Origin of the sequence: Streptomyces sp. NBC_00193 (assembly GCF_026342735.1) — a bacterium.
Taxonomy (GTDB): domain Bacteria; phylum Actinomycetota; class Actinomycetes; order Streptomycetales; family Streptomycetaceae; genus Streptomyces; species Streptomyces stoeckheimensis.
The window spans coordinates 417,824-438,876 of sequence record NZ_JAPEMM010000001.1 but is presented as its reverse complement, the minus strand read 5'-3'; the positions used below and the strand labels follow the sequence as shown (position 1 = coordinate 438,876).

Below are 21,053 nucleotides of genomic sequence, written 5' to 3'. Positions count from 1 at the left end.
CGGCCCGTACCGTCCCGCGCATGACCTCCCACCTCCCCACTTCGGCGCCGTGCGCGGTGCCTTCCGCGGCGCTGTCCGAGCCTGCTGCTTCCGCGGTTTCGGCTGCTTCCGCTGCTTCGGCCGTGCCCGCCGGTCCGGGATTAGAGACTCCGGCTCCGGCTCCGGCCTCGGCTCCGGCCCCGGGTCGGGTGCCCGCCCAGGCCGTGGCTCCTGCCTCGGCCCTCGTTGACGGCGTCAGGCACCTGCGGCCGGCCGTGACCGAGTTGCGGCTTTCCGCCTACGGGGCACACCGGGGGGCCCGGTTCGCGCTCGGGCCCGTCACCTTCTTCGCCGGGCCGAGCGGGAGCGGCAAGTCCCAGGTGCTGGAGGCCTACGGGGCGCTGGCCGCCCTGGGCGCCGGGGCCACCCTGGAAGAAGTGTTCCCCGATCCGCGGGCCCGGATCCCCGACCGGGCGGCGCCCGACGCGGAGCGGCGACGGGGGTTCCGGATCGGCTGTACGGTCGACGGCCCCGCCGGGCCGGTCCGGCTCGACCTCGCCGTCCAGGCGGAGCCCGCGCTGCGGATCGTCGGGGAACGGCTCTCGGTGGACGGGCAGGTCCTCCTCGCCACCGCACTGCGCGACCCCGGGCGACGGTCCGTCCAGGCGGCCTGGCTGACCGGGGGATCCACCGGGGTCACCCGGGCCCCGCTGCCCGACGACCGGCTCGGGACCGCGCTGCTCCCGCTGCGCGTGGCCGGGGCCACCGAGGGGCAGCGGCAGGTGCTGGCCGCCGCCGAGCAAGTGGTGGTCGCGCTGCGCTCGGTGTTTCCCTGCGACCCCCGCCCGGAGCGGATGAGGGCGCCCGTCGCGCCGGGGGAGGGGCGGTTGCTGGCCGACTGCGCCAACCTGGCCGACGTACTGCGCCGGACCCGCCTGGAGTGCGGCACCCGGTACGCGCTGCTCACCGGGGCCGCCCGGACCGGGTGCGCGGGGTGGGTGGCGGGGTTGGACGTACGGGCTCCCGAGGGCGGCCCGGTCACCGGCCTGCTGGACCGGGGCCCGTCGAGGCCCGCCACCGAGCTGGCCCGGCTGGGCGCGGGCGAGCTGCGCTTCCTCGCGCTCGCGCTGGTGCTGCTGACCGGGCCGGGGGTCCTGGACGTGGACCCGGCGGCCGAACTGCCCGCCGCACGGCAGACGCTGGCGGTGCTCGCGGACGGCTTCGACCGGGACCTGGACGGCCCGCAGACCGCCGAACTGCTGCGGCTGGCCGTACTGGCGTGCGGGCGCGGGCAGGTCAGGCTGGCCGCCTCCGCGGGCGAGGCCTGCGCGACGGCCGCCCGCGGGGTCGCGGGGGTCTCGGTGGTAGACCTGGGTGCATGAGTGAAGAGCGTGGAGTGACCGGGGAAGAGAAGGATGCCGGTGAGCGGATCGACCGGCTCCAGCGGCGGCTGGCCGAGTTCGCGGCGGCGCGCGGGTGGGAACCCTTCCACACGCCCAAGAACCTGGCGGTGGCGCTGAGCGTCGAGGCGGCCGAACTGGTGGAGATCTTCCAGTGGCTGACGCCCGAACAGTCCGCCAAGGTCATGGAGAAGCCGGACACCGCACACAGAGTGGCCGATGAGGTGGCGGACGTACTCGCCTACCTGCTGCAGTTCTGTGAGGTTCTCGGGGTCGATGTGCTGGATGCGCTCGCCGCGAAGATCGACCGGAACGAGCTGAGGTTCCCCGTCCCGGGCGCTTCGGGGGCAGATCGTCACTCTTCGGAGTGATGGCGATATCCACAACCATCTTCGGTGTCCACAATTTCCGAATACCCCTGGCTTTACCGGCCCGTTGCCCTCACTCTGGGTAGTGGAGAGAACGGCAAGATGTCGTGCGGACGGGGGACGGCATATGGACGCGGTACGGCTCATCGCAGCCGGCCGGCACGCGCTGGCGCAGAGCGGGGCGGCTTGGGACATCGTGGGCGAGGCCTGGCAGGCGCAGGCCCTCGCGCAGGGCATTGGCAGCTGGCTGGCGGTCACCGGGCCGCCGGAGCTGAGATCGGAGGCACGGGGGCTGGGCGAAGCGGGGGGCAGGGGCTGCGGGGTGCTCGACCGGGCGGCTCTGCGCGGAGAGGGGTATGCGCCCGATCTCCCGCCCAGGGCTGCGCAGTTGACCGAGGTGACGGACGCCCGGCAGGCGTTGCTCGGACTCCAGGCGCTGCTCGGCGAAGTGGGCATAGCGCTGGTCGGGGTGGCCTGCGGGACGGACGACGAGGGTCTGTACTGGCAGTGCATAGAGTCGATAGACGCGGCCGACGAGTCGAGCGACCGCGTCCGGGCGATCCTGCGCAGGATGGCCGTCCGCGAACGAGGATCTGCCTCCGGCGTGGCCTGAGCCGGGGCCGCGCCCGAGCCGGGGGCGCCTGAGTCGGGGTGCTTCGGTGTTCGGGCTGGTTTGGTGTTCGGGGTGTTTCGGTGGGGTCCCGTCGCGGGCGACGGGACCCGGGCGGTCGGTCAGGAGGAGCGGTAGGCCGGGCGGTCTCCGGTCTCCGGGGTGCGGCCGTCCTGGTGCAGCGCAGTGCCGGGGCTGCGGTCGGTGGAGGACTGGAGGTCGGCGTCGAGCTGCGAGAGGTCGGCGTTCAGGGCCGCCATCAGCTCTTCCATCTGCTGCAGCAGGCCCTTCGGTGCGCCGCCCTGGGCGGGTACCGCGGACTCCTGGCGTGCGGGGTCGTGCGCTGCCTGTCCGGTCTGGCAGTCCTGACGCGATTGCCGGCGGGTCTCCGGCGCGGACTCCTGGGACATGGCGGCCTCCTCGGCCCTGGCCCTTCCGGGGCGGAAGGGGGCGGTGGACGCACCGGCGAAGGCCGCCGGCGCGCGGGCCGGGCGGTCCGGCTCCGTCCGAGCCAACGATCCCCATCCGGGCTGGTCACTGGCACGGGCGGCGGCGACCGCCCGGTTGACGCAGATTCACCCGGCCGGGGCCGAAGGGGCAGGATGGAGACATGGATCTCCGTATCTTCACCGAGCCCCAGCAGGGCGCGAGCTACGACACCCTCCTGAGCGTCGCCAAGGCCACCGAGGACCTCGGCTTCGACGCCTTCTTCCGCTCGGACCACTACCTGCGCATGGGTGCGGCCGACGGTCTGCCCGGTCCCACCGACGCCTGGATCACCCTGGCCGGCCTGGCCCGCGAGACCAAGCGGATCCGGCTGGGCACCCTGATGACGGCCGGCACCTTCCGGCTCCCCGGCGTGCTGGCCATCCAGGTCGCGCAGGTCGACCAGATGTCGGGCGGTCGGATCGAACTCGGCCTGGGCGCAGGCTGGTTCGAGGAGGAGCACAAGGCGTACGGCATCCCCTTCCCGGCCGAGCGCCTCGCCCGGCTGGAAGAACAGCTGGAGATCGTCACGGGTCTGTGGGCCACCGAGCCCGGCGCCACCTTCGACTACGCGGGCGTCCACTACCAGGTGGAGAACTCCCCGGCGCTGCCCAAGCCGGCCCAGGACAAGATCCCGGTCCTGATCGGCGGCCACGGCGCGAAGCGCACCCCGCGCCTCGCCGCCCGGTACGCGGACGAGTTCAACATGCCGTTCGCCTCGATCGCGGACAGCGAGCGGCAGTTCGGCCGGGTCCGTACGGCCCTGGAGGAGGCCGGCCGCAAGCCCGGCGACCTCGTCTACTCCAACGCGCTCGTCGTCTGCGTGGGCAAGGACGACGCCGAGGTGGCCCGGCGGGCCGCCGCCATCGGCCGGGACGTGGCGGAACTCAAGGCCAACGGCCTGGCCGGCTCCCCGGCCGAGGTGGTGGACCGGATCGCGGCCTACGAGGCGGTCGGCTCCTCCCGGCTCTACCTCCAGGTGCTCGACCTCGCCGACCTGGACCACCTGGAGCTGATCTCCTCCCGGGTCCAGTCCCAGCTCGGCTGACGGGACGGACACCGTGCCCCGCGCATCCCGGCCGCTCGCCGAGGCCCTGGCAGGCCCCGGCGGGCGGACCGTGCTCCTGGACGGCGGGCTGAGCAACCAGCTCGCCGACCAGGGCTGCGACCTGTCCGGCGGCCTGTGGACGGGCCGGGTCCTCGCCGAGCGGCCGGAGCAGGTGGCGGCCGCCCACACCGCCTACGCCCGGGCCGGCGCCGAGGTGCTGATCACCGCGAGCTACCAGGTGGGGTACGCCGCCTTCGCCCGGCGCGGCTACGGCCCGGAGCGCACCACCGCCCTGCTGCGGCGCAGCGTGCGGCTGGCCGACCAGGCGGCCCGGGCCGCGGAGCGCGGGGTGTGGGTCGCCGCGTCCGTGGGCCCGTACGGGGCGGTGCTGGCGGACGGCTCCGAGTACCGCGGCCGGTACGGCCTGAGCGTGCGGGAGCTGGCCGACTTCCACCGGCCCCGGATCGCGGCGCTGCTGGCCGAGGGCCCCGACCTCCTGGCCCTGGAGACCGTCCCGGACGCCACCGAGGCCGAAGCCCTGCTCACCGTGCTCGCCGAGAGCGGAGCCCGCGCCTGGCTGAGCTACACGGTGGCGGACGGCCGCACCCGGGCCGGGCAGCCCCTGGCCGAGGCCTTCGCCCTCGCCGCCGGGTCCCCGCAGGTCATCGCCGTCGGCGTGAACTGCTGCGACCCGGCGGAGGTCCTGCCCGCCCTCGAAGCGGCCGCCGCCGTCACCGCGAAACCGCTGCTCGCCTACCCCAACGACGGCTCGGTCTGGGAGCCCGCCACCACCACCTGGCGGGCCCCGGCCGCCCCCGCCCCCTGGCCCACGGCCGCCTGGCGACGCACCGGAGCCCGCCTCATCGGCGGCTGCTGCCGGATCGGACCCGACCGCATCGCGGAACTGGCCGCTACGCTCCGCTGAGGTCCCAGCGCACGCCCGGAGATCCGCCGCCCGAGGCCACGAGCGCCGCCATCTCCGCTTCCACGGCGGCCAGTTCCTCCGGACGCTCCGTCAGGAGCAGCTGCTCGCGGTAGTGCACCAGTGCGGTGAGGAGCAGTTGGGTCTCCTCGGGTTCCAGTGCGCACATCCGGCGCGCGGCGGCGACGGACTCGGCGCGCAGGGCAAGCGCTGTCCCGGGCAGGTGGGCGAACTCCTGGCGGCTGTACGCGAACAACGCGGCCGCCAGCAGCGGCAGATAGGCCAACGGACTCACCCGGACGAGGACGCGATAGGCGGCCACCCGCTCCCGGACGGGCAGCGTGCCCGATCCGAGGAGCGCCACCCGGGCTCGCAGCACGGCGTCGTGATTGATGTTCTCCGTGGGATTCATGAGGGAGATCTTGTGGTCCGCGCAGGGCCCCGGACAAGGCGGATCGGCTGTGCCGTCCGTCCTACGAAAACCGCCTCTGACCTGTCATGATGGAGACGTCATCACCCCGGAGACCCCGATGCGGGACCAGTGCGGGACCCGGTCGCGGAGGGTGTTGCGGTCTAGTCCTCGCCCATCACCGCCTCGCAGCCGGGGCACATCGAGTCGGCGTACTCCGGCGGGCACCAGGCGTCCGGATGTTCGGACGGCTTCCAGTCGGCCGTTTCCATGGCGAAGGTGTCCTTGCCGCACATGGTCCGCGGACCGCGCTCGGAGCCGCCTCCCGGGGCGGTGGGCGCGGCGTGCACCCGGTGGACGGACCCCGCCACCGGCTGGTCGAGCTCGTACACAACAACGATGCCGCTCATGATTCGACGGTAGGCGCCGCCGGAAAATAGGGCGCGGGCAACACCGCTGACCAGCAACAATCGCTCGCATGTTCCTGACGATCTCCACGACCGGCACGGCCGAGCGTCCCGCCACCGACCTGGGCTTCCTGCTGCACAAGCATCCCGGGAAGGCTCAGGCGTTCTCCACCTCCCACGGCACCGCCCACGTCTTCTACCCCGAAGCCACGGACGAGCGGTGCACGGCAGGCCTGCTGCTGGAAGTGGACCCCGTCGCGCTCGTGCGGCGCGGTCAGGGCAAGGGGCAGGGCGGCACGCCGGACGCCGCGCTCGCGCAATACGTCAACGACCGCCCGTACGCCGCCTCTTCGCTGCTGGCCGTCGCCCTGAGCGGCGTGTTCCGCAACGCGCTGAAGGGGCAGTGCACGGCCCGCCCCGAGCTGCCCGACGAGGTGCGCCCGCTGCGCATCGAGGTCCCGGTCCTGCCCGCCCGGGGCGGCGCCGAGCTCGTGCGCCGGCTGTTCGGCCCGCTCGGCTGGGAGTCGGTGACGGCCACCCCGGTCGCGCTCGACGAGACCTTCCCGGAGTGGGGCGACTCCCGGTACGTACGCCTCGTCCTGGAGGGCGAGCTGCGGCTTTCCGACGCGCTGCGCGGCCTGTACGTCCTGCTGCCCGTCCTCGACGACTCCAAGCACTACTGGATCGCCCCCGACGAGGTCGACAAGCTGCTGCGCGCCGGAGACGGCTGGCTCGCCGAGCACCCGGAGAGCGGGCTGATCACCTCCCGCTACCTGGCCCGCCACAAGCGGCTGACCCAGGACGCCCTGGAGCGCCTGGAGCTGGTCCGCCTCGCCGAGGCCGACGGCAGCGAGGTGGAGGAGCTCGACAACGCGGTCGACGAGGCCAGCGACACCGAAGAGCGGCCCGTACCGCTCGCCGTGCTGCGCCGCGCGGCGATCCTCGCCGCGCTGGGAGCAGCGGGTGCGGCCCGCGTCCTCGATCTGGGCTGCGGCCAGGGCCAGTTGCTGCAGGCACTGCTCAAGGACCCGGCGTACACCGAGATCGTCGGCGTGGACGTGTCCGTCCGGGCGCTGAACATCGCCGCGAGGCGGCTGCGGCTGGAGCGGATGGGGGAGCGGCAGAGCTCCCGCGTCCGCCTGACGCAGGGCTCGCTCGCGTACACCGACAAGCGGCTCGTGGGCTACGACGCGGCCGTGCTCAGCGAGGTCATCGAGCACCTGGACCCCGAGCGGCTGCCCGCCCTGGAGTACGCGGTGTTCGGCTCGGCCCGCCCCCGCACGGTCCTCGTGACCACCCCGAACGTCGAGTACAACGTCCGCTGGGAGACCCTGCCCGCCGGGCACGTCCGGCACGGCGACCACCGCTTCGAGTGGACCCGCGAGGAGTTCCGGGCCTGGGCCGGGGGCGTCGCCTCCCGGCACGGCTACGCCGTCGCGTACCTGCCCGTCGGGGACGACGACCCCGAGGTGGGGCCGCCGACCCAGATGGCCGTCTTCACCCTGAACACCGCCACCACCGCCACCACCGGCACCGACACCCCGAAGGAGGGCGAGGCAGCATGACCACCACCATCCCCACCACCGACCGCAAGCGCGTACTTCCCGTCACCGACCTGTCCCTCGTCGTCCTGATCGGCGCCACCGGTTCGGGCAAGTCCACCTTCGCCCGCACGCACTTCAAGCCCACCGAGGTCATCTCCTCCGACTACTGCCGGGGCCTGGTCGCCGACGACGAGAACGACCAGAGCGCCAGCAAGGACGCCTTCGAGGTCCTGCACTACATCGCGGGCAAGCGGCTCGCCGCCGGCCGCCTCACCGTGGTCGACGCCACCAGCGTCCAGGCCGAGTCCCGCCGGCAGCTGGTCCAGCTCGCCCGCGAGTACGACGTCCTGCCCATCGCGATCGTCCTCGACCTGCCCGAGGAGGTCTGCGCCGAGCGCAACGCGGGCCGCCCGGAGCGGGCCGGGCTGCCCCGCGCGGTCATCCAGCGCCACCGCCGCGACCTGCGGCGTTCGCTGCGCGGACTGGAGCGCGAGGGCTTCCGCAAGGTGCACGTGCTGCGCACGCCCGAGGAGGTGGAGTCGGCCGAGGTGGTCCTGGAGAAGCGCTTCAACGACCTCACCCACCTCACCGGCCCCTTCGACATCATCGGTGACATCCATGGCTGCGCCTCCGAGCTGGAGACCCTGCTCGCCAAGCTCGGCTACGAGGACGGCGCCCACCCCGAGGGCCGCACCGCCGTGTTCGTCGGCGACCTCGTCGACCGCGGCCCGGACAGTCCCGGCGTCCTGCGCCGCGTGATGGGCATGGTCGGCTCCGGCAACGCCCTGTGCGTCCCCGGGAACCACGAGAACAAGCTCGCCCGTCACCTCAAGGGCTCCAAGGTCCAGCGGACCCACGGCCTCGCCGAGACGATCGAGCAGCTCGAAGCGGAGCCGGCGGAGTTCGTCCAGGAGGTCCGCACCTTCATCCAGGGCCTGGTCAGCCACTACGTCCTCGACGGCGGCAAGCTCGTGGTCTGCCACGCCGGGCTGCCCGAGAAGTACCACGGCCGCACCTCCGGCCGGGTGCGCTCGCACGCCCTGTACGGGGAGACCACGGGCGAGACCGACGAGTTCGGGCTGCCCGTGCGCTACCCGTGGGCCGAGGACTACCGGGGCAAGGCCGTCGTGGTCTACGGCCACACCCCGGTCCCGAACACCGCCTGGATCAACAACACCATCTGCCTCGACACCGGAGCCGTCTTCGGCGGGAGGATGACCGCCCTGCGCTGGCCCGAGCGCGAGCTGGTCGACGTACCGGCCGAGAAGGTCTGGTACGAGCCGGTCAAGCCGCTCGTCACCGAGGTCCCGGGCGGCCATGACGGGCGTCCGCTCGACCTGGCCGACGTCCAGGGCCGCCGGATCGTCGAGACCCGGCACCTGGGCAACGTCAACGTCCGCGAGGAGAACGCGGCCGCCGCCCTGGAGGTGATGAGCCGCTTCGCCGTGGACCCGCGCCTGGTGCCGTACCTCCCGCCGACCATGGCGCCGACGGCCACCTCGCACATCGAGGGCTACCTGGAGCACCCCGCCGAAGCCTTCGCGCAGTACCGCAAGGACGGCATCGCCCAGGTCGTCTGCGAGGAGAAGCACATGGGCTCCCGGGCCACCGTGCTGCTCTGCAGGGACGCCGGGACGGCCCGCGAGCGGTTCGGGGTCGACGGTCCCACCGGGTCCGTCTACACCCGCACCGGACGGCCCTTCTTCAAGGACCCCGAGGTCACCGAGGAGGTCCTCGCCCGGCTCCGCTCGGCGGTCACCGACGCCGGCCTGTGGGAGGAGCTCGACACCGACTGGCTGCTCGTCGACGGCGAGCTGCTGCCCTGGTCGCTGAAGTCCGCCGGCCTGCTGCGCAGCCAGTACGCCGCCGTGGGCGCGGCCTCCGGAGCCGTCTTCCCGGACGCCCTCGCCGCCCTGGAAGCGGCCGCGGCCCGGGGCATCGACACCGGGGAGCTCCTGGAGCGCCAGCGCGGGCGGGCCGCGGACGCGGCGAAGTTCACCGAGGCGTACCGGCGCTACTGCTGGAGCACCGACGGGCTGGACGGCGTACGGTTCGCCCCGTTCCAGCTGCTGGCGGCGGCCGGGCGTTCGCTGGCGGCCGTGCCCCACGACGAGCAGCTGTTCTGGCTGGACCGGCTCGTCGCCGCCGACGAGGCCGCCGGGACCGGACTGCTGCGCCGCACCGGCCGGATCCTGGTGGACCCCGCCGACGAGGCCTCGGTACGGGCGGGCACCGACTGGTGGCTGGAGCTGACGGCCGCCGGCGGCGAGGGCATGGTCGTCAAACCGCTCCAGGCGTACGCCAAGGACGGCAAGGGCCGGCTCGTGCAGCCGGGGGTGAAGGTGCGCGGACGCGAGTACCTGCGGATCATCTACGGTCCCGAGTACACGCGCCCGGACCACCTGGAGCGGCTGCGCGGGCGCCACCTCGGGCACAAGCGCTCGCTCGCCCTGCGCGAGTACGCACTCGGTCTGGAGGCCGTGGACCGGCTGGCGGCCGGGGAGCCGCTGTGGCGGGTCCACGAGGCGGTCTTCGCCGTCCTCGCGCTGGAGTCGGAGCCGGTGGACCCGCGGCTCTGAGGGGCCGGGCCAATACGGACCGGAAGCGTCAAGGAAAGGCCCCCGTACGGCCGCTCATTAGGTCGTATGGGGGAACTTTCGCGAAGAACTCCGGGAAAACCACCGGCGGGATCGTTCATCCAGGGCAGCGGAATGTCCGCGACCCTGGAAGGACGGAACGTCACCTATGAAGATGACCGCGCGCGGAAGCATTGCGGCACTCATGACCTGTATGGCCGCGGCAGGCGCGGCCACCCCGGCCATGGCCGACGCGGTGCCGGTGGGAGTCCCCCTGGACGCGGTGCGGACCACGCTCGGCGTGGACGTCCCGCACCTGGCCACCGGAGTGCCGGTGCCGGTGGTCGGAGCGCCCGAGGCGCCCCGGTTCCACAAGGGCGACATGCTGCCGACCCCGCTGCTGCCGGCGGTGCCGATCGGCACCGAGCTCGGGGACACCCTGCTCACCTCCCCGGTGCCGAACCTGCTCGGCAAGCCCGAGACGGACGGCGAGGGCTCGCTGGACGCACCCGCGACCACCGTGCGCACCCGTACCCCCGGACTGCTCGTCGGCTCCCCGCTGACCATGCCCGACGGGTCCAACCACGGGCTGCCGAACGTGAACGCCCCCGCGCTGGGCGTCATCGCCCCGGACCTCACCGGCACCCCGGAGGCCCTGCTCGGCCTGCGCTGAACCGGCGGGCCCCGGACCGCCGCCGGAGCCGGCGGTCCGAACCCGCTGAGCCGACGCCACGTCAAAAAGCCGCCCGGTCTGCGAACGTGTACGGCATGGGATTCCATGTCGATTCCGAGACCGGGCGGCTTCGCCGCGTCATCCTCCACCGGCCCGACCTGGAGCTGAAGAGGCTCACGCCGAGCAACAAGGACGCACTGCTCTTCGACGACGTGCTGTGGGTGCGCCGGGCCCGCCAGGAGCACGACGGCTTCGCCGACGTACTGCGCGACCGCGGGGTGGAGGTCCACCTCTTCGGCGACCTGCTGGTGGAGGCCCTGGACATCCCGGAGGCGAGACACCTCGTCCTGGACCGGGTCTTCGACGAGAAGGAGTACGGTCCGCTCGCCACCGACCACCTGCGGGCGGTCTTCGACGGACTCTCCTCGGCTGACCTGGCCGAGGCGCTGATCGGCGGGATGACCAAGCGGGAGTTCCTGGAGCGGCACGCGGAGCCGGTGTCGGTCCGCTTCCACGCCCTGGAGCTCGACGGCTTCCTGCTGGGGCCGCTGCCCAACCACCTCTTCACCCGGGACACCTCCGCCTGGATCTACGACGGGGTGTCCATCAACGCGATGCGCTGGCCGGCCCGGCAGCGCGAGACCGTGCACTTCGAGGCCATCTACAAGCACCACCCGCTCTTCACCGGCTCCGGGCCCTTCCACATCTGGTCGCAGGGGCAGGCCGACTACCCCTCGACCATCGAGGGCGGCGACGTCCTGGTCATCGGCAACGGCGCCGTGCTGATCGGGATGAGCGAGCGGACCACTCCGCAGGCGGTGGAGATGCTGGCGCGCGGGCTGTTCGCCGCCGGGTCGGCGACGACGATCGTGGCGCTCGACATGCCCAAGCGGCGTGCGTTCATGCACCTGGACACGGTGATGACGATGGTCGACGCGGATACGTTCACCCAGTACGCGGGCCTGGGCATGCTGCGCTCCTACACGATCGAGCCCGGCGGCGGGCCCAGCGAGCTGAAGGTGACCGACCATCCGCCGGAGCACATGCACCGGGCCATCGCCGCCGCCCTCGGGCTGGACGCGATCCGGGTGCTCACGGCGACCCAGGACGTGCACGCGGCCGAGCGCGAGCAGTGGGACGACGGCTGCAACGTGCTGGCCGTGGAGCCGGGCGTGGTCGTCGCGTACGAGCGGAACGTCACGACCAACACGCACCTGCGCAAGCAAGGCATCGAGGTGATCGAGATCCCGGGCAGCGAGCTGGGGCGGGGCCGGGGCGGGCCGCGCTGCATGAGCTGTCCGGTGGAGCGGGACGCGGTGGCCTAGCCGGCGGTGGCCCAACCGGCCGGGCCCCGGCCCGTATGCGAAGGCTCTGTATATCAATGCAGGCCGTCGTATAGACTTCCAGCATCCCCTGTCACCGTGACTCTGGAGCGCCCCCATGGCCACCGATCTTGTCGGCCGCAGTTTCCTCAAGGAGCTCGACTTCACCGCCGCCGAGTTCCGCGGCCTGGTCGAGCTCGCCGCCGAACTCAAGGCGGCCAAGAAGGCCGGGACCGAGCGGCGCCGCCTCCAGGGCAAGAACATCGCCCTGATCTTCGAGAAGACCTCCACGCGCACCCGCTGCGCCTTCGAGGTCGCCGCCGCCGACCAGGGCGCCCACACCACGTACCTCGACCCCTCCGGCTCCCAGATGGGCCACAAGGAATCGGTCAAGGACACCGCGCGGGTGCTGGGCCGGATGTTCGACGGCATCCAGTACCGCGGTGACGCGCAGGACACCGTCGAGCAGCTCGCCGCACACGCCGGCGTGCCCGTCTTCAACGGCCTCACCGACGACTGGCACCCCACGCAGATGCTGGCGGACGTGCTCACGATGACCGAGCACTGCACCAAGCCGCTGGAGCGGATCTCCTTCGCCTACCTCGGCGACGCCCGCTTCAACATGGGCAACTCGTACCTGGTGACCGGCGCGCTGCTGGGCATGGACGTACGGATCGTGGCGCCGGAGCGGTACTGGCCGGCCGCGTCCGTGGTGGCCGCGGCGCGCGAGCTGGCGGCCGCCAGCGGCGCCCGGATCACGCTCACCGAGGACCTCGCGGAGGGCGTCGGGCAGGCCGATTTCGTGGTGACCGACATCTGGGTGTCCATGGGGGAGCCCAAGGAGGTCTGGGACGAGCGCATCGAGGCGCTGAGCCCGTACGCCGTCACCATGGACGTGCTGCGCGCCACCGGGAACCCGGACGTGAAGTTCATGCACTGCCTGCCGGCGTTCCACGATCTCGGCACCAAGGTGTCCCGGGAGATCCACGAGCGGCACGGGCTGGAGTCGCTGGAGGTGACGGACGAGGTGTTCGAGTCCCGGCACTCCGTCGTCTTCGACGAGGCGGAGAACCGGCTGCATACCATCAAGGCCGTGCTCGTCGCGACCCTCGCGGAGCCGGCCGCATAGTCATGCGTCGGGGTGGAGGCGCCGGGGCCCAGGCGCCCTAGAGGGCGGCCCGGGACGGCAGGGTGAACCACACGGCCTTGCCGTGCGGGGTGGCGCGGTGCCCACAGGCCGAGCTCAGGGTCCGGATCAGCAGCAGGCCGCGGCCGTGCTCCTGCCAGGGGTCGGGGTGGGCGTCGTCCGGGCCGGGGGCGGTCAGGTCGGCGGGGGGCTTCGGATCCCCGTCGTGGACCTCGACCTGGCAGCCGTTCGCCAGCAGTTCCACGACGAGCTCGATGGGGGCGTCGCCGGGGGTGTGTTCCACGGCATTGGCGACCAGTTCGGCGGTGAGCAGTTCGGCGGTGTCGCTGTCGGCGGGTGCGTCGATGTCGGCGAGGGCCGTACGGACCAGGGCGCGGGCGATGGGTACGGCCGCCGTCGTGTGCGGCAGGGCTATCCGCCAGGCGGATGGTTCGGGCAAGGCGGGCCGTCCGTTCCTTGGGGTCGCAGGGGCGGGGAAATCCTGTTTTCAACGATACGAAGTGGAAATGTCCGGCCGTAGGGCACCCCGACGTGATCGCAAGGGACGTCGGGCACACCGGCTCGGGACCTTCGGTACGTGTGGCGTCCGGCCCGCGGCGCGGACCCACAGTTATCGCGCTTCCCTGACGACAGTCATGGACCGGTGATACCTTCGGGAGGGTGAGTCCCTTCCTCGGTTCCACACCCGCGACCGAACGCTGGAACCACCTCCGGGTGGACCGGCGGGACGGCGTCGCCACCGTCACCCTCGACCGCCCCGAGAAGCTCAACGCGCTCACCTTCGGCGCCTACGCCGACCTGCGCGACCTGCTCGCCGAACTGTCCAGGGAGCGCTCCGTACGGGCCCTCGTGCTCGGCGGCGAAGGGCGCGGCTTCTGCTCCGGAGGCGACGTCGACGAGATCATCGGCGCCACCCTCGCGATGGACACCGCGCAGCTCCTCGACTTCAACCGGATGACCGGACAGGTCGTGCGCGCCCTGCGCGAATGCCCCTTCCCGGTCATCGCCGCCGTCCACGGGGTCGCCGCCGGCGCCGGGGCCGTCATCGCGCTCGCCGCCGACTTCCGCATCGCCGACCCCACCGCCCGCTTCGCCTTCCTCTTCACCCGGGTCGGCCTCTCCGGCGGCGACATGGGCGCCGCGTACCTGCTGCCCCGCGTCGTCGGGCTCGGGCACGCCACCCGGCTGCTGATGCTGGGGGAGCAGGTCAGGGCGCCCGAGGCCGAGCGGATCGGGCTGCTCAGCGAGGTCACCGAGGAGGGCAAGGCCTCCGTACGCGCGGCGGAGCTCGCCGCGCACCTCGCCGCCGGTCCGGCCCTCGCGTACGCGCAGACCAAGGCGCTGCTGACCGCCGAGCTGGACATGCCGCTCGCCGCCTCGGTGGAACTCGACGCGAACACCCAGGCCCTGCTGATGAACGGCGAGGACTACCGGGAGTTCCACGCGGCCTTCACCGGGAAGCGGCCGCCCCAGTGGAAGGGCCGGTAGTTCGATGAGCACCGGCGCGATGAGCACCGGCCGGGAGGGCGCCGCGCTGCGGGTCGCCGTGGTCGGCGGCGGCCCGGGCGGGCTGTACGCCGCCGCGCTGCTCGCCCGGCAGGGGCACGCGGTGGACGTGTGGGAGAGGAACGCCCCCGACGACACCTTCGGCTTCGGGGTGGTCCTCTCCGACGAGACGCTCGGCGGCATCGAAGCGGCCGACGCCGTGGTCTACGCGGCCCTGAGCGCCGAGTTCGTCCGCTGGGACGACATCGACATCGTGCACCGGGGCCGCCTGCTGACCTCCGGCGGCCACGGGTTCGCCGCGCTCGGGCGGCGTCGGCTCCTGGAGATCCTGCACGAGCGCTGCGCGGGCCTCGGGGTCCGGCTCCGCTTCCGCACCCCGGCCCCCGAGCCGCAGGCGCTCGCAGCCTCGTACGACCTGGTCGTCGCGGCCGACGGGGTGCACAGCCGGATCCGGGAGGCCGCGGCGGAGCACTACGGGCCCACGCTGACGGGCGGGCGGTGCCGGTACATCTGGCTGGCCGCCGACTTCCCCTTCGAGGCCTTCCGCTTCGAGATCGCGGAGACCGAGCACGGGGTGATGCAACTGCACGCTTACCCCTACGCGGCCGACTCCTCGACCGTGATCGTCGAGATGCGCGAGGAGGTCTGGCACCGAGCCGGCTTCGACCTCTGCGACGAGGCGGAATCGGCCGCGCGCTGCGCGAAGATCTTCGGCGAGGCCCTGCGGGGACGGCCGCTGCGCGGGAACGGCTCCACGTGGACGCAGTTCCGTACGGTGGTCAACGCGCGCTGGTCGCACGGCAACACGGTGCTCATCGGGGACGCCGCGCACACCGCGCACTTCTCGATCGGCTCCGGCACCAAACTGGCGGTGGAGGACGCGCTCGCACTGGCCCGGGCGGTGGAGGCCGAGCCGGACGTCCCGGCCGCACTGGCCGCCTACGAGGCCGCACGCCGGCCGGCGGTGGCCTCCACCCAGCGGGCGGCGGCCGCGAGCATGCGGTGGTTCGAGGAGCTCGCCGGGTACGTGGAGCAGCCCGCCCGGCAGTTCGCCTTCAACCTCCTCACCCGCAGCCTGCGGGTCACCCACGGCAATCTGGCCCTGCGCGATCCGCGCTTCACCCGGGCCGTGGAGCGGGAATTCGGCTGCCCGCAGGGCGCGGACGAGGGCCCGGACGCCGCGGGAACCCCGCCGATGTTCACCCCGTTCACCCTGCGGGGCCTGACCCTGCGCAACCGGGTCGTGGTCTCCCCGATGGACATGTATTCAGCCGATGGAGGGGCCTCGGCTTCGGCCTCGGGCGCGGACGGCGACGGCGTGCCGGGCGACTTCCACCTGGTGCACCTCGGTGCGCGGGCGCTGGGCGGGGCCGCCCTGGTGATGACGGAGATGGTCTGCGTCAGCGCCGAGGGCCGGATCACCCCGGGCTGCACGGGCCTCTACACCGCCGGGCAGGCGGCCGCCTGGGCGCGGATCGCCGACTTCGTGCACACCTCGGCGCCCGGCACCGCGCTGGGCGTCCAGCTGGGCCACTCGGGCCGCAAGGGATCGACCCGGGTGATGTGGGAGGGCATGGACGTCCCGCTCCCCGAGGGGAACTGGCCCCTGGTGGCCGCCTCCGCACTGCCCTACCGCCCCGGAGTCTCGGCCGTGCCCCGGGCCATGGACGCAGCCGACCTCGCCGCCGTCCGCTCCGACTTCGCCGCCGCCGCGGTCCGGGCCGCGAGAAGCGGTTTCGACCTGCTGGAACTGCACTGCGCACACGGCTACCTGCTCTCCGGCTTCCTCTCCCCGCTGACCAACCACCGCACCGACGCCTACGGCGGCCCGCTGGAGAACCGGCTCCGCTTCCCGCTGGAGGTCTTCGACGCGGTCCGCGCCGTCTGGCCCGCGGACCGGCCGATGACGGTCCGCCTCTCGGCCACCGACTGGGCGCCGGGCGGCACCTCGCCCGAGGAGGCGGTGGCCATCGCCGGAGCCTTCGCCGCCCACGGCGCCGACGCCATCGACGTCTCCACGGGCCAGGTGGTGGCCGAGGAGACCCCCGAGTACGGGCGCGCGTACCAGACCCCGTACGCCGACCGGATCCGCAACGCCCTGGACGTCCCGGTGATCGCGGTCGGGGCGATCTCCTCCTGGGACGACGTCAACTCCCTGCTGCTGGCGGGCCGGGCGGACCTCTGCGCCCTCGGCCGCCCCCACCTCTACGACCCGCACTGGACCCTGCACGCGGCCGCCGACCAGTCCTACACCGGCCCGGCCGCACCCTGGCCCGCCCCCTACCGCGCGGGCAGCCGCAAGCCGCCCACGGGGCGGGGGTAACACCCCTTAGCGGTGCGGGCGCAGGGTGAGGCACTCGTGGCAGTGGCAGGGCTCCGGATGCGGCCGGCCGCGCGAGGCGCCGGAGCGGAGATCCCAGGCGCGGTACTCCATGAGAACCGCGTAGTCCTCCGCGTCCTCCTTGTCGGCGAAGACCGAGCCCTCGGCGATCCGCAGCACGGCGGGAGACCGTACGAGCACGGGCCGGAAGCTGTGCAGGTGGCGGATGGCCAGGTACGCACTGCGGTACCCGCGGCCGTGTCGTGGCCGGCCGATGACCTGGCAGCCCTCCCAGCCGCTCACCAGGTCGTGGACGTACACCTTGGAGCCGCCCTTGAACATCTTCGTGCCCGGGCGCTGGCCCTGGCCGCCCTCGCCGTGGCGGCGCCACAGGACCACGTTCGCGGCCAGCATCCGCACGGGTTCGACGGGTTCGACGGGTTCGACGGTCTCGACCGGCTCGCCGGGTCCGGTCATGCCAGTGCCACCTCCACCCGGTCCTCGACGGGGGTGTAGCCCAGGCGCTGGTAGACGCGGTTGCTGGTGGGGTTCGCCAGGTCGGTGAAGAGCAGCACCTCCGCGGCCCCGGCCGCGTGCGCCGCCTCGGTGGCGGCGTGGGTGGCCCCGGCGGCGTAGCCCCGGCCCCGCAGCTCCGGCGGGGTGTAGACCGGGCCGATCCGGGTCACCGCGTCGATCGGGCGGAAGAACCCGGCCAGCGAGACCGGGATCCCGGCGTCCTCCCAGAGCAGCATGCCCCCGTACGAGAGCCGGTCGCGCAGGGCCGCCTCCGAGGCGGCCCCGCCCTCGCCGGACTCCTGCCTGAAGGCGGTGACCCACTCCAGGAGCAGCGGGAGGTCGGCCTCTGTGGCGGGCCGGGCCCGCCCGGCCGGGGCGGGGTCGGGGGCGATGAGCCCGGCGAGCCGGTAGAGGCGGTTCTCCACCACGACCTCGGTCGGCTTCCCCCAGGAGGCGGCCAGCGCCTCCGCGTCCTCGCGGCGGGCGTTGAGTGCGTCGACCCCGGCGAGCAGCGGCTCGGAGGCGAGAGCGGCTCCCAGCTCCCGGACCGCCTCGGCGGGCAGGGTGCCGATCAGCAGCGGGTGCGGCGGGCACTGGACGACGGCGCCCGCGACCAGCCCGTCGGGCCCGGTCCACCAGCCGAAGAGCGGCGGCTCGGATCCGAAGGCGTCCAGGCCCTGCCGCTCCAGCGCGTCGATGACCGTGACCAGCTGGGTGTGGGGCACGGGCTGCGCAGCCACGGCGGGGCGTACGGCGGCCGCCCAGGCCGCCAGGTCAGGGGTGAAGGTCCACGTCATGGCACATGATCACCCGCGCCGGGCGCGCGGTACAGCTCCTTTTCCGTCCGGGCCGCGCCCGCCCGGTTCAGCTCGGCAGCCACCACGGCCACCACGGTGGCACGTTGTCCGGGCCGCACAGCCCCGAATCCCCCGGATACCCGTCCAGGGTGCCCCTGGTGGCGAAGAACCAGATCACCAGGACACCCAGCACGAGCACCACCGGCACCATCCGCAGCAGCGGGTGTCGGCGCGGCACCAGCATCGCGACCACCAGCGCGCACACCGCGAAGCCCACCACCAAGACCGGGAGCAGCAAGGTCAGCTCGGCCACGCCACCCGCATCCCGGCCCGCGTCGCAGTAGGCGCGTGCGCGGGACGAGAGGGCGATCGCCAGGCATCCGGCGGCGGCGCCCAGCAGCCCGGAAGCGACCATCGAGAGGACGCCGGGCCAGGTGCGGGGCTCGTCCGCGGAAGGGGCCGGGGCAGGGTCCGCGGGCAGGGGTTCGGCTCTGACTCTGTGCGGGGGATGCTCGGTTCCTGTCACAAGATCAGGTGACGCACCCGGGCGCGGCTACAGTTCCACGAAGCCGGCCCCGAGGTCCCGCAGGCGCTCGTGGAGCTCCGCGAAGACCGCCGCCGAGCGGTCGCCCGGCCAGTCCGCCGGGAGCAGGGTGCGCGGCAGGCCCGGGTCGGCGTACGGGAGCCGGCGCCAGGTGTCGAGGGCGAGCAGGTAGCCGCGGTAGGCGGCCTCCGGGGTGGGGTCGGCCGCGCCCGTCTGCAGGGCGCGCAGGGCGGGCTCGTGGAGGTCGAGGAACTCCTCGTGCTGCTTGGCCAGCGCCGCCAGGTCCCACCAGCGGGAGACCGACTCCGCCGTCGGGGCGAAGCCCAGGTGGGCGCCTCGGAAGAGCTCCACGTACGGCGTCAGGTGCAGCCGCTCCAGGGTGTGCCGGGTCTCCCCGTCCCACTGCGCCGGGGCGATCCACACGCCGGGCGCCACCGCGCCGAAGCCGAGCCCGGCCAGCCGGGAGCGCAGCAGGTGCCGCTTGGCCCGCTCCTGCTCCGGGACGGAGAAGACGGCCAGCAGCCACTCCTGGGACTCCGGCGGGCGGGTGGTTCCGTAGATCCGGCGGTCGCCGTCCTCCAGGAGCCGGCGCGCCTCCCCGGAGAGCTCGTACCCCGCCGCGCGGTCCCCGGTCCGTGCGGGCAGCAGGAAGCCGCGCCGCTTCAGCCGGGACACCGACGAGCGGACGGACGGCGCGTCCACGCCGGCCGCGCCCAGCAGGCGGACCAGCGCGGACACCGGGACCGGGCCCGGGAAGGCCCGCCCGTAGGCGCCGTAGAACGTGACGATCAAGGATCGCGGAGTGTGCTGCTCGACCACGGCTTCACTCTAATTCGTGGTTCCGGTCGGGATCGTCCTGGTCGCGCAGACGGAAGCGTTGCAGCTTGCCCGTCGCCGTCCGGGGCAGGGCGGGCAGGAAGACGAAGGTGCGCGGGCACTTGTGCGGGGCGAGCTCGCTGCGCATGAAGGTGCGCAGGGCGTCCTCGGTGAGGACCGCGCCCTCCCGGGGGACCGCGTACGCGACCACGATCTGCCCGCGCCGCTCGTCGGGGCGGCCGACCACGGCCGCCTCCAGCACGTCGGGGTGGCGCAGCAGCGCTTCTTCGACCTCGGGTCCCGCGATGTTGTAACCCGCCGAGATGATCATGTCGTCGGCCCGGGCCACGTAGCGGAAATAGCCCTCCGCGTCGCGGACGTAGGTGTCGCCCGTGAGGTTCCAGCCGTCCCGTACGTACTCGCCCTGTCGCGGGTCCGCCAGGTAGCGGCAGCCCACCGGCCCCCGTACGGCCAGCAGCCCCGGCACCTCGTCCGCGACCGGCAGCCCCGCCTGGTCCACCACCCGGGCCTGCCAGCCCGGCACCACGCGGCCCGTCGTACCGGGCCGGATGTCCTCGTCGGCCGCCGAGATGAAGATGTGCAGCAGCTCGGTGGCGCCGATCCCGTTGATGATCCGCAGGCCCGTGCGTTCGTACCAGGCCTGCCAGGTGGCGGCCGGCAGGTTCTCGCCCGCCGAGACGCAGCGGCGCAGCGCGGAGAGGTCGTAGGCGCCCGTGTCGTACGGGCCCAGCGTGTCCAGCATCGACCGGTACGCGGTGGGCGCGGTGAACAGCACCGACACCCGGTGCTCGGCCAGCGCGGGCAGCAGCCGGCGCGGGGAGCCGTCCGCGAGCAGCAGCGCCGAGGCGCCGGCCCGCAGCGGGAAGACCACCAGTCCGCCGAGGCCGAAGGTGAAGCCGAGCGGCGGACTGCCCGCGAAGACGTCCTCGGGGCGGGGCCGCAGCACTTCTTGAGAGAAGGTGTCGGCCACCGCGAGCAGATCGCGGTGGAAGTGCATGCAGCCCTTGGGGCGCCCGGTGGTGCCCGAGGTGAAGGCGATCAGCGCCACGTCGTCGGCGGAGGTCTCCACCGCCGGGTAGGGCTCCGCGTGGCGCTCGGCTTCGGCCAGCCGCAGCAGGTCGTCCGGGGCTCCGCCGCCGTACGCGGTGATCCGCAGGCCCGGCACCCCCGCCTTCACCAGGTCGTCCACCACCTCCGCCTGGCACAGGGCGTGGCTGACCCGGGCCATCGAGCACACCGTGGCCAGCTCCTGCGCCCGCTGCTGGGCCAGGACGGTGACGGCCACCGCGCCCGCCTTCATCACCGCCAGCCAGCACGCGGCGAGCCAGGGGCCGGTCGGGCCGCGCAGGAGCACGCGGTTGCCGGGGACCACGCCGAGATCGGTGGTGAGCACGTGCGCGAGCCGGTCCACGCGGGCGTGCAGCTCCCCGTACGTCCACACCGTGCCGTCCGCGCCGCGGAAGGCGGGGCGGTCGGGGCCCAGCCGGGCGATGGTGGCGTCGAGCAGCTCCACACCGCAGTTGAGCCGGTCGGGGTAGGCCAGCCCGGGGAGTTCGAAGAGGAGCCGCGGCCAGGCGTGCGCGGGCGGCAGGTGATCGCGCGCGAAGGTGTCTCGGTGAGCGGAAGGCTTGAGCTCCAAGGC

21 protein-coding genes are annotated in these 21,053 nt (G+C 73.4%); 12 read left to right on the top strand and 9 right to left on the bottom strand.

What is annotated here, in order from left to right:
* Positions 1-20 precede the first annotated feature (20 nt).
* From OG898_RS01855 to OG898_RS01845, 3 genes are all read left to right on the top strand, one after another.
* Positions 21-1,361, top strand: coding sequence for an ATP-binding protein (locus OG898_RS01855; protein ID WP_266954561.1), 1,341 nt, complete (start codon positions 21-23; stop codon positions 1,359-1,361).
* Positions 1,358-1,750 carry a nucleotide pyrophosphohydrolase gene (locus tag OG898_RS01850; protein ID WP_250742108.1) on the top strand — a complete coding sequence of 131 codons (393 nt, stop codon included), beginning with the start codon at positions 1,358-1,360 and terminating at the stop codon, positions 1,748-1,750. The genes OG898_RS01855 and OG898_RS01850 overlap by 4 nt, the downstream gene beginning before the upstream one ends.
* 124 nt (positions 1,751-1,874) lie before the next feature.
* Positions 1,875-2,360 carry a DUF6099 family protein gene (locus OG898_RS01845; RefSeq protein ID WP_243331552.1) on the top strand — a complete coding sequence of 162 codons (486 nt, stop codon included), beginning with the start codon at positions 1,875-1,877 and terminating at the stop codon, positions 2,358-2,360.
* Between the two features lie 119 nt (positions 2,361-2,479).
* On the opposite strand, the gene OG898_RS01840 is transcribed toward OG898_RS01845, so the two are convergent.
* The gene (locus tag OG898_RS01840; RefSeq protein ID WP_250742123.1) at positions 2,480-2,767 is read right to left on the bottom strand and encodes a hypothetical protein; all 288 of its coding nucleotides are present in this window, start codon (positions 2,765-2,767) and stop codon (positions 2,480-2,482) included.
* Positions 2,768-2,967: 200 nt separating this feature from the next.
* Here OG898_RS01840 and OG898_RS01835 point away from each other — a divergent pair, with 200 nt between their 5' ends.
* Complete coding sequence (locus OG898_RS01835; protein WP_250742107.1) at positions 2,968-3,891, top strand: LLM class F420-dependent oxidoreductase; 924 nt, start codon at positions 2,968-2,970, stop codon at positions 3,889-3,891.
* 13 nt (positions 3,892-3,904) lie between these two features.
* Positions 3,905-4,816 (top strand): homocysteine S-methyltransferase, encoded by a 912-nt coding sequence (gene mmuM, locus OG898_RS01830; RefSeq protein WP_250742106.1) that lies wholly within the window; start codon positions 3,905-3,907, stop codon positions 4,814-4,816.
* Here the strand turns inward: mmuM and OG898_RS01825 are convergent.
* Together OG898_RS01825 and OG898_RS01820 are read right to left on the bottom strand one after the other, a co-directional pair.
* Positions 4,803-5,225 (bottom strand): hypothetical protein, encoded by a 423-nt coding sequence (locus OG898_RS01825; RefSeq protein WP_266954558.1) that lies wholly within the window; start codon positions 5,223-5,225, stop codon positions 4,803-4,805. The two genes, mmuM and OG898_RS01825, sit on opposite strands and share 14 nt — an antisense overlap.
* Before the next feature lie 161 nt (positions 5,226-5,386).
* A complete protein-coding gene (locus OG898_RS01820) occupies positions 5,387-5,632 on the bottom strand; it encodes a hypothetical protein (protein ID WP_250742104.1) in 246 nt (81 codons plus the stop codon).
* 68 nt (positions 5,633-5,700) lie between these two features.
* Between OG898_RS01820 and OG898_RS01815 the strand changes: the two genes are divergently transcribed.
* The 5 genes from OG898_RS01815 (at position 5,701) to argF (ending at position 12,873) form a co-directional block, all read left to right on the top strand.
* A complete protein-coding gene (locus tag OG898_RS01815) occupies positions 5,701-7,194 on the top strand; it encodes a 3' terminal RNA ribose 2'-O-methyltransferase Hen1 (protein WP_266954555.1) in 1,494 nt (497 codons plus the stop codon).
* Entirely contained in the window at positions 7,191-9,752 is a 2,562-nt protein-coding gene (locus tag OG898_RS01810; protein ID WP_266954553.1) for a polynucleotide kinase-phosphatase, read from the top strand. Before OG898_RS01815 ends, OG898_RS01810 begins: the two co-directional genes overlap by 4 nt.
* A 202-nt stretch (positions 9,753-9,954) precedes the next feature.
* Entirely contained in the window at positions 9,955-10,422 is a 468-nt protein-coding gene (locus OG898_RS01805; protein WP_250742101.1) for a hypothetical protein, read from the top strand.
* Positions 10,423-10,517: 95 nt separating this feature from the next.
* The gene (locus OG898_RS01800) at positions 10,518-11,747 is read left to right on the top strand and encodes an arginine deiminase (protein WP_266954551.1); all 1,230 of its coding nucleotides are present in this window, start codon (positions 10,518-10,520) and stop codon (positions 11,745-11,747) included.
* 115 nt (positions 11,748-11,862) lie between these two features.
* Entirely contained in the window at positions 11,863-12,873 is a 1,011-nt protein-coding gene (argF, locus tag OG898_RS01795) for an ornithine carbamoyltransferase (protein ID WP_250742099.1), read from the top strand.
* Between the two features lie 37 nt (positions 12,874-12,910).
* Here the strand turns inward: argF and OG898_RS01790 are convergent, their stop codons facing one another.
* On the bottom strand, positions 12,911-13,330 hold the full coding sequence (locus OG898_RS01790) for an ATP-binding protein (protein WP_250742098.1): 420 nt from the start codon (positions 13,328-13,330) through the stop codon (positions 12,911-12,913).
* Between the two features lie 221 nt (positions 13,331-13,551).
* Here OG898_RS01790 and OG898_RS01785 point away from each other — a divergent pair, with 221 nt between their 5' ends.
* Both OG898_RS01785 and OG898_RS01780 read left to right on the top strand, forming a co-directional pair.
* Positions 13,552-14,379 carry an enoyl-CoA hydratase family protein gene (locus tag OG898_RS01785; RefSeq protein WP_243331536.1) on the top strand — a complete coding sequence of 276 codons (828 nt, stop codon included), beginning with the start codon at positions 13,552-13,554 and terminating at the stop codon, positions 14,377-14,379.
* A gap of 4 nt (positions 14,380-14,383) precedes the next feature.
* The gene (locus OG898_RS01780) at positions 14,384-16,720 is read left to right on the top strand and encodes a bifunctional salicylyl-CoA 5-hydroxylase/oxidoreductase (RefSeq protein ID WP_266954548.1); all 2,337 of its coding nucleotides are present in this window, start codon (positions 14,384-14,386) and stop codon (positions 16,718-16,720) included.
* A gap of 6 nt (positions 16,721-16,726) precedes the next feature.
* On the opposite strand, the gene OG898_RS01775 is transcribed toward OG898_RS01780, so the two are convergent.
* The 5 genes from OG898_RS01775 to OG898_RS01755 form a co-directional block, all read right to left on the bottom strand.
* Positions 16,727-17,194: a hypothetical protein gene (locus OG898_RS01775; RefSeq protein ID WP_266954546.1), complete on the bottom strand. Its 468-nt coding sequence runs from the start codon at positions 17,192-17,194 to the stop codon at positions 16,727-16,729.
* Positions 17,191-18,030, bottom strand: a complete 840-nt coding sequence (locus OG898_RS01770) for a GNAT family N-acetyltransferase (RefSeq protein ID WP_266954544.1) — start codon at positions 18,028-18,030, stop codon at positions 17,191-17,193. Before OG898_RS01770 ends, OG898_RS01775 begins: the two co-directional genes overlap by 4 nt.
* A gap of 67 nt (positions 18,031-18,097) precedes the next feature.
* Positions 18,098-18,445 carry a hypothetical protein gene (locus OG898_RS01765; RefSeq protein ID WP_266954542.1) on the bottom strand — a complete coding sequence of 116 codons (348 nt, stop codon included), beginning with the start codon at positions 18,443-18,445 and terminating at the stop codon, positions 18,098-18,100.
* 138 nt (positions 18,446-18,583) lie between these two features.
* The gene (locus OG898_RS01760; RefSeq protein ID WP_266954540.1) at positions 18,584-19,393 is read right to left on the bottom strand and encodes a PaaX family transcriptional regulator C-terminal domain-containing protein; all 810 of its coding nucleotides are present in this window, start codon (positions 19,391-19,393) and stop codon (positions 18,584-18,586) included.
* Between the two features lie 4 nt (positions 19,394-19,397).
* Positions 19,398-21,050 carry an AMP-binding protein gene (locus tag OG898_RS01755; protein WP_250742092.1) on the bottom strand — a complete coding sequence of 551 codons (1,653 nt, stop codon included), beginning with the start codon at positions 21,048-21,050 and terminating at the stop codon, positions 19,398-19,400.
* Positions 21,051-21,053: the final 3 nt, after the last annotated feature.